This window comes from Stenotrophomonas sp. YIM B06876 (genome assembly GCF_030711595.1).
Classification (GTDB): domain Bacteria; phylum Pseudomonadota; class Gammaproteobacteria; order Xanthomonadales; family Xanthomonadaceae; genus Stenotrophomonas.
On record NZ_JAUJUJ010000035.1, the window covers coordinates 23,451 to 30,233 of the forward strand.

Consider the following 6,783-nt stretch of genomic DNA (forward strand, 5'->3'; position numbering starts at 1 on the left):
GCCGGTCAAGGACTCAGCTTTCGCCATAACCGAACGCCTTGAGCGCGGCCTCGTCGTCCGACCAGCCCTCGCGCACGCGCACCCAGGTTTCCAGGAAAACCTTGGCGCCGAACAAGCGTTCCATCTGCAGCCGCGACTTGGCGCCGATTTCCTTCAGGCGGATGCCGCCCTTGCCGATCACGATCGCCTTCTGGCCTTCGCGCTCGACCCAGATCACCGCGCCGATCCGCAGCAACGCGCCATCCTCGGCGAACCGCTCGATTTCCACCGTGGTGGCATACGGCAATTCCTCGCCCAGCTGCCGCATCAGCTGCTCACGCACCAGCTCGCCGGCCAGGAAACGCTGGCTGCGATCGGTGATCTCGTCCTCGCCGAACATCGGCGGCGCTTCCGGCATCAGCTTGAGCAGATCCTTCACCAGTTGCTCCAGCCCCTTGCGCTTGAGCGCGGAGATCGGATGCACCGCCGCGAACTCGCGGCCTTCGGTGATCTGCTGCATGAACGGCAGCAGTGCGCCCTTGTCCTTCAGCCGGTCGACCTTGTTGATCACCAGCACCACCGGCACCTGGGCATCGCTGAGCACGTTGAAGGCCAGCGTGTCCTCGTCGTCCCAGCGCCCGGCCTCGATCACCAGCAAGCCGGCGTCCACGCCCTCGAGCGAGCCGCGCGCGGCGCGGTTCATCACCCGGTTCATCGCGTTCTTCTGCTGCCGGTGCAACCCGGGCGTGTCGACCAGCACCAGCTGCCCTTCCGGATAGGTGGCGATGCCCAGCAGCCGGTGGCGCGTGGTCTGCGGGCGATTGGAGACGATGCTGACCTTGGCGCCTACCAGGGCGTTGGTCAGGGTGGATTTGCCGACATTGGGACGGCCGATGACGGCAACGCTGCCGCAACGATGGGAGGACGCTTCGTTCACTTGGAATCCAGTTGCTCTATGGCTGCCGCAGCCGCCTGTTGTTCGGCCAGCCGTCGCGAGGTGCCTTCGCCCTCGGTGGTCACGGCCGGATCGGCTACGCAGCAGCGTACCCGGAAGTGCTTTGCATGGTCGTCACCGCATTCTGACACCAGCTCGTAGGTGGGCAGTGTCTTCTGCCGTGCCTGCAACCATTCCTGCAGGCGGGTCTTGGGATCCTTGCCGGGCTTGCCGACCGGCAGCGCGGCCATCGAGACCTCGAACCAGGGCAATACCACCGCCTTGCAGGCCTCGAAGCCGACGTCCATGTAGATCGCCGCCACAACGGCCTCGACGGCGTCGGCCAGGATCGAATCGCGGCGGTGGCCGCCAGACTTCATTTCACCGGCACCGAGGGTCAGCCGCTCACCCAGCTGCAGGGTGCGGGCAATGACCGCCAGCGCACCTTCCCGGACCAGTTCGGCGCGGGCGCGGGTGAGCGCGCCTTCGTCGGCTTTGGGCCAGCGCTGGAACAGCGCTTCGGCCACCAGCATGTTGACGATGCTGTCGCCGAGAAACTCCAGGCGTTCGTTGTGCGGGGCACCGGCACTGCGATGCTTCAGGGCCTGCGCAAGCAGGTCCGGATTACGGAAAGGGTGGCCGATCAGGTCACCCCGCATGAACGTATTATTCGCCACCGCGCCGCGTCAGGTCCTGGGAGGTATCAAATTTTCCAACCACGTCGAGATTACCGATCAGCTCCCGGCGCACTTCGTAGTTGACCTTCATCCGCCAGCCGCCGTCGATCCGCTCGAACTTCACGTCCTGCGGCTTCACGTTTTCCGAATAGTTGATGTACAGGCGGCGGAAGAACAGATCCTGCACCTTGGATGGATCCATATCGGCGCTGCCCGGCTCATTGGCCACCCCTTTCATGGCGGTGCGCACCGAGTAGTACTCCTGGTACATCGGCAGCAGCTTCATGCCGACGTAGATGGCAAACGCCACCACGATCAGCACAGCCAGAAACGACGTCAGCGTCATGCCACCTTGCTTGCGATTCATAGCGATCTCCCCAGACACGCGTTGTCCACTCATTGGATACCGGTTCCGATCCGCGACGGCTCGAAACTCCCCTTGCAGAACCAGCCTTCACAGTTGAGCCAGATCAGGAACGCCTTGCCGCGCAGGTTCTCCTCCGGCAGGAAGTGCGTCCTGGTCCAGAAACGACTGTCCTCGCTATTGTCGCGATTGTCGCCCATCACGAAATACTGGCCTTGCGGCACCTCCCAGTCGCCCTGACCGGCAGGATTGGCGCGGCCCACCCATTCCAGCACGGTATGGGTGCGCCCCGGCAGGTCTTCGCTCAACAGCGTGGCGCCGGTCATTTCCGCCCCGGGGCCCTGGCCGACATACTCGCCACGAACCTGGTAGGTCATCGCTTCGCCATTGATGAACAGGGTATCGCCGTGGAAGCCGATACGGTCACCGGGCAACCCGATCACCCGCTTGATCCAGTTCTGGTCCGGCGCATGCGGCGGCTTGAACACCACCACGTCGCCACGCTTGGGCTCGGTCACCGGGATGATCTTGGTGTTGGTGATCGGCAGGCGGATGCCATAGGCGAACTTGTTGACCAGGATGAAGTCGCCGATCAGCAGGTTGGGCATCATCGAGCTGGACGGGATCTTGTACGGTTCGGCGACGAAGCTGCGCAGCACCAGCACCACGGCCAGCACCGGGAAGAACGCCCGCGAATAATCGACCAGCACCGGCTCGGTTTCCAGCAGACCGGCACGGGCCGCGCGCCGCTTGGCCAGGAACAGCTTGTCCAGCAACAGGACAAGACCCGAACCCAGGGTCAGCACCACCAAGGCGATTTCAAACCATTTCATGCGTCATCCTTTGCAACGGGAACAGGCCCCGGCAGCAGGCAGCGGCGGCGTGCAACCACGCCCTTGCGCCACCTCGCCCCGGCAACCCCTACTTGTCCATCTGCAGCACGGCGAGGAAGGCTTCCTGCGGGATTTCCACACGGCCCACCTGCTTCATGCGCTTCTTGCCTTCCTTCTGCTTTTCCAGAAGCTTCTTCTTGCGCGAAACGTCGCCACCATAACATTTGGCCAAGACGTTCTTGCGCATGGCCTTGACCGTGGAACGGGAGATGATCTGCGAGCCGACGGCGGCCTGGATGGCCACGTCGAACATCTGCCGCGGGATCAGATCCTTCATCTTTTCGCACAGCTCGCGGCCGCGGCGATCGGCATGGCTGCGGTGGACGATGATCGACAGCGCATCGACCTTGTCGCCATTGATCAGCGTGTCCACACGCACGAACGGGCCGGCGTCGAAACGCAGGAAGTGGTAGTCCAGCGAGGCGTAGCCGCGGCTGACCGACTTCAGGCGGTCGAAGAAATCCAGCACCACCTCGGCCATCGGCAGCTCGTAGCTGATCTGCACCTGGCTGCCCATGTAGTTGATGCCGATCTGGGTGCCGCGCTTCTCTTCGCACAGGGTGATCACGTTGCCCACGTAATCCGGCGGGGTGAGGATATTGGCGCGGATGATCGGCTCGCGGATTTCCTCGACATTGTTCAGCGGCGGCAACTTCGACGGGTTGTCCATCGCGATGATGCTGCCATCGCTCTTGAGCACCTCGTACACCACTGTCGGCGCGGTGCTGATCAGGTTGAGGTTGTATTCGCGCTCCAGCCGTTCCTGCACGATCTCCATGTGCAGCATGCCGAGGAAGCCGCAGCGGAAGCCGAAGCCCATCGCCTCGGAGCTTTCCGGCTCGAAACGCAGCGCGGCATCGTTCAGCCGCAGCTTGTCCAGCGCTTCGCGCAGATCCGGGTAGTCGTCGGCATCGACCGGGAACAGGCCGGCAAACACGCGCGGCTGCATTTCCTGGAAGCCCGGCAGTGGCGCCGCCGCCGGATCGGCCAGCAGGGTCAGGGTATCGCCCACCGGCGCGCCGTGGACATCCTTGATGCTGGCGTTGATCCAGCCCACCTCACCGGCCCGCAGGCTCAGCGTTTCCTTGCGCTTGGGGGTGAACACACCAACCTTGTCGACCAGGTGCCACCGTCCGGTGGACATCACCAGGATCTTGTCACCGGCCTTGATCTCGCCCTGCATCACCCGCACCAGCGAGACCACGCCCAGGTAGTTGTCGAACCAGGAGTCGATGATCAGCGCCTGCAGTTTGCTGCTGCCACGGTCGGCCGGCGGCGGAATGCGGTGGACGATGGCCTCCAGCACCTCCTCGATGTTCAGGCCGGTCTTGGCGCTGACCGGCACCGCCTCGGACGCATCGATCCCGATGACGGCCTCGATCTCGGCCTTGGCCCGCTCGATATCGGCGGTCGGCAGGTCGATCTTGTTCAGCACCGGCACCACTTCCAGGCCCTGCTCGATCGCGGTGTAGCAGTTGGCGACCGACTGCGCCTCCACACCCTGGGCGGCATCCACCACCAGCAGCGCGCCTTCGCAGGCGGCCAGCGAACGGCTGACCTCATAGCTGAAGTCGACGTGGCCGGGGGTATCGATGAAGTTCAGGTGGTAGGTCACGCCGTCGCGCGCCGTATACGGCACCGATACCGACTGCGACTTGATGGTGATGCCCCGCTCACGCTCGATCGGGTTGTTGTCGAGCACCTGCGATTCCATCTCGCGCGCGGTCAACCCGCCACACAGCTGGATGATGCGGTCGGCCAAGGTGGACTTGCCATGATCGACATGGGCAATGATGGAAAAGTTGCGGATATTCCGCATCGAATAAGAGGACATGAGATGGGCGGCGGCCACAGCCGTCGTCAGGATAACGCCGCATTATCGCATGCCGTGCCCTTTGGAAAACGCCTTGGCGACGAATGGGCCGACCCGCCCGCGCACCGGACTCCAAGCCGACGCCCCTCCCCCGTACAGGGAGAGGGGCGCACAGACTCAGTCGCCGGCCTTGACCGCGACAAATGCGCTGTTGCCGCCACTGCGCACCAGCAGCATCACCACATCACCCTTGCCATAGGCGGCCAGCTGCCGGTTCAACGCCGAGACGCTGCCCACCGGGGTACGCCCGACCTGCAGCACCACCATGCCCGGGGCCAGGCGGGCGTCGCGCGCGGCCTGGCTGCTGACGCCGGTGATCCGCACCCCCTCGTTCGCCGCCAGCCCCAGCTGCTTGCGTTCGGCAGCGTTCAGATCCGCCACCTGCAGCCCCAGCAAGGCGTTGGCGCCGGTTTCGGGCCTGGCCTCGTCCGCCACACGCGGTGCATTGCTGCCGCGCTCGGCATCCTCGGCCAACTCGCTCAGGGTGACGTTGATATCCCGCACCTTGCCATCCCGCAGGATTCCGAGCCTGACCTTGCTGCCGGGCGGCATCGCGCCGATCAGCGGCGGCAGGTCGCTGGAACTGACGATCTCGGTACCGTTGACCGAGCGGATCACATCGCCCACCTCGACCCCGGCCTTGGCCGCGGCACTGCCTTCGACCATCTGGTTGACCAGCGCACCGCGGCTGTCCGGAAGCCTGAAGCCCTTGGCGACATCGGAGGTGATCGCGCCCACCATGACTCCCAGCTGGCCACGGCTGACGCGGCCGGTCTTCTTGATCTGCTCCACCGCGCCCATCGCCAGGTCGATCGGGATTGCGAAGCTGATGCCCATGTAGCCGCCGGAGGCGGAAAAGATCTGCGAATTGATGCCGACCACCTCGCCGCGGGTATTGAGCAGCGGGCCCCCGGAGTTGCCCTGGTTGATCGCCACGTCGGTCTGGATGAACGGCACGTAGCGCTGGTCGGCGTACGGATTGCTGCGGCCGGTGGCACTGACGATGCCGGCCGTGACCGAGTGATCCAACCCGAACGGTGAGCCGATCGCCACCACCCACTGGCCCGGCTTGAGCGTGTTGGAGTCGCCCACGCGCACCGTCGGCAGGCCCTTGGCATCGATCTTCAGCAACGCCACGTCGTATTGCTGGTCGCTGCCCACCACCTTGGCGATGAACTCGCGGCGATCACCGAGCTTGACCTTCACCTCGGTCGCCCCGTCCACCACATGGTGGTTGGTCAGCACATAGCCGTCGGGGGAAATAATGAAGCCCGAGCCCATGCCGCGCCCGCGCGGCGAATTGTCCGGCGCCTGGTCCGGCATCTGGAAATCCGGGCCGAAGAAACGCCGGAAGAACTCGGGCATCTGCTGCAGGTCCGGACGCTCGCCGCCGGCGCGGGCGGTACGGCTGGGGCCGATCACGGTTTCGACATTGACCACGCCCGGCGCCACCTGATCGACCAGGCGGGTGAAATCGGGCAGACCGCTGACCAGCTGCGGCGCGGGCGCAGCCGGCTGGGTGATCGCTGCGCGCTCGGCGGGGGGGGCCGGCGCCGTGCTCTGGGCACAGGCCACCAGCGGCAGGGTCATCGCCAACAGGCCAAACACCTGCGTGTGGATACGGTGGGTCATCAGACTTGCGCCTCCGACTTGGGGAAAAAAAGGGGGGAAAGCAGGGAGAACAATGCCCGGCAGGGGTATGCGCCGGCAGGCTCCCTCGTGAAACCCGCAGCGGACATTGCGGTCCGCTGCGACAGCTCATTCGCGCGGCAACAGATCACGCACACGGCCCGGGGCCGGTTCCGGAGACGGAAGCCGCGGTTCGAACGGATAGAACGTGGTTTGTGGCGACTGCACCGGAACACTGGCGTTGAACACCCCTGACGAGATTGCCGGCGCCACTGCTGAACGCGGCCACGGCCGTGCCGGCAGGGCCGCGACCGGATGACCGAACGGATCCTGGCGCGCACCGGAGGTGGCCGGCAGTGACGGCAGCTGCACCGCGACGGCACGCTGCGGCTCCTGCTGACGCGCCGCCACGCTGCGGGCGACCTGCCGGGTGC

At 65.2% G+C, this 6,783-nt stretch carries 6 protein-coding genes and 1 pseudogene; all 7 read right to left on the bottom strand.

Annotation, left to right across the window (positions count from 1 at the left end; genetic code table 11):
- Positions 1-13: 13 nt before the first annotated feature.
- Positions 14-916 (bottom strand): GTPase Era, encoded by a 903-nt coding sequence (gene era, locus QZH66_RS12485; RefSeq protein ID WP_305806271.1) that lies wholly within the window; start codon positions 914-916, stop codon positions 14-16.
- Positions 913-1,590: a ribonuclease III gene (gene rnc, locus QZH66_RS12490; RefSeq protein WP_305806272.1), complete on the bottom strand. Its 678-nt coding sequence runs from the start codon at positions 1,588-1,590 to the stop codon at positions 913-915. The genes era and rnc overlap by 4 nt, the downstream gene beginning before the upstream one ends.
- The gene (locus QZH66_RS12495; RefSeq protein ID WP_305806273.1) at positions 1,580-1,957 is read right to left on the bottom strand and encodes a DUF4845 domain-containing protein; all 378 of its coding nucleotides are present in this window, start codon (positions 1,955-1,957) and stop codon (positions 1,580-1,582) included. The genes rnc and QZH66_RS12495 overlap by 11 nt, the downstream gene beginning before the upstream one ends.
- Positions 1,958-1,986: 29 nt before the next feature.
- A complete protein-coding gene (lepB, locus tag QZH66_RS12500) occupies positions 1,987-2,787 on the bottom strand; it encodes a signal peptidase I (RefSeq protein ID WP_305806274.1) in 801 nt (266 codons plus the stop codon).
- Between the two features lie 88 nt (positions 2,788-2,875).
- Positions 2,876-4,666 carry a translation elongation factor 4 gene (lepA, locus tag QZH66_RS12505; protein ID WP_305806276.1) on the bottom strand — a complete coding sequence of 597 codons (1,791 nt, stop codon included), beginning with the start codon at positions 4,664-4,666 and terminating at the stop codon, positions 2,876-2,878.
- A 171-nt stretch (positions 4,667-4,837) separates the two neighbouring features.
- The gene (locus tag QZH66_RS12510; protein WP_305806275.1) at positions 4,838-6,352 is read right to left on the bottom strand and encodes a DegQ family serine endoprotease; all 1,515 of its coding nucleotides are present in this window, start codon (positions 6,350-6,352) and stop codon (positions 4,838-4,840) included.
- 126 nt (positions 6,353-6,478) lie between these two features.
- Positions 6,479-6,783, bottom strand: a pseudogene (locus QZH66_RS12515) (anti-sigma factor); the annotation flags it as partial.